Origin of the sequence: Paraburkholderia sp. GAS448, from assembly GCF_050435685.1 — a bacterium.
GTDB lineage: Bacteria > Pseudomonadota > Gammaproteobacteria > Burkholderiales > Burkholderiaceae > Paraburkholderia.
Genome location: NZ_JBNDKT010000141.1, coordinates 1 through 1,482, shown reverse-complemented (window position 1 = coordinate 1,482; position 1,482 = coordinate 1). Strand labels below are relative to the sequence as shown.

Below are 1,482 nucleotides of genomic sequence, written 5' to 3'. Positions count from 1 at the left end.
TGCCATTGAGCCCGATCTGAACCAGCCGGGTCAGAGAACATTCCGAATGCCGATCCAGCTGGCACGCAGCCGCGCAGAAACAACGCGCCGGAAAAGAACTGCAGATACTCCAGGCATGGTCACAGTGACGCCGCAACCTGACGGATCCACAGCCGGCGGATCAACGGTGAAACGTCCATTGGCAGGCGTCCGGACAGCAGGGCGCCTGCCAATGTCCCCTGGCCGCGGGCGCGCGACCAGGGGCGTTTAGCGCAGGCGAGCGCAAACGGCACGGCGTTTCGAGGCCGCCGTGGGCCCGGGAGATCACGGGAATCGCGACACGAAGAGGGAAGCCACGGGAAGCCAGCTTGCCGCAGCGAGACAGGTGGTCGCGCTGGAGCAAGCTGACTGACGACGCAGCTCAGCACAGATCGCCCCGCGATGGCCGGGGGCAGGGAAGGGAGAAGTCGCAGCCGGTTTCGCGGCTGCGACGGGCGTCCTGTGGTTCCTCAGGAGAGAAAAGCGCAAAGGCGCCTGAGGCAGGGATCAAGAAACCGCATGTTGATGCCGGCGAACCGGCACCGCACCTGGCCTTTTTAAAGCGGACGAACCAGGGATCAACGCGTGTTTTGGAAGGGCGAACACGCAAACGCCCGAAAAACTGGAAAGACATCTACGTCTTGATACAGAGGATACCGAACCAAACAGATTCCTCATTTCGCATCTGAAAACCCGACGGCCAACACACGGAGTGACCCCGCGCGAAGCAGGGTGGCTGAAAACAACCCGACTTCAACCTGCAGTGCCGGTCCGACGGACAGTACGTCGCAGGAAGCTGTTCCCGCGGCGATACCCGGCAGGGTTTCCTGCGGGGCGTTGATCGCGGAAGCCATCCTGTTGACGGTCCGACCGCTGAACCTGTGTCACGTCGCGACTGGCGGCATGGCTTGCGGAGGCATCGGGTGTTTGGACTGCGGCGACCGGGTCGTCGAAGCCAGCATCACCCGTTGCCGGCGCATCCAGTTGTTGATGCCCGTCAGGGAAGACAACGTCGTCAGGGTGATCGGACGGATCTTCGGACGGGTCTTTGGCCTGGTCTTCATGACGCTCGTCCTGCCGTTCGTCCTGGTACACGACCACTCCATCGACCTTGATCCAGAAGACCTTGAGCAGCCGGCCCTTCAGGACCGTGCCCATCTGGCCGGCACGGTCGCCCTGCCTGATCTCATAGGTGCTGATGTAGTGATCTCCGGCCCGAAAGCCGACCAGCACCTTGACCTCGCGATCATTGGCGTCATTCATCACCGACTGGATCGCATCCTTGGCCTTTTCGCCCGAGACGATCAGGTCGAGATTCAGGTAGACGATCCCGTTCTGAATCTCGGGGTCTCCGTGGAAGGCGGCAATTGAACAGGCCAGAAACGGCCTGGCCCGGGCGCGACCCTGCCCGGCCGAGGTCACTTCGCGCACGCGCGAGAGATAACCGAGGCCGGTCAGATGGAG

The 1,482-nt window shown here is 62.5% G+C and carries 1 protein-coding gene; it reads right to left on the bottom strand.

The features are described 5' to 3' along the window. Positions 1 to 771 precede the first annotated feature (771 nt). Positions 772 to 1,482 (bottom strand): DUF3577 domain-containing protein (locus tag P3T23_RS47645; protein ID WP_429322947.1); only part of this gene is annotated, 711 nt, incomplete at its 5' end.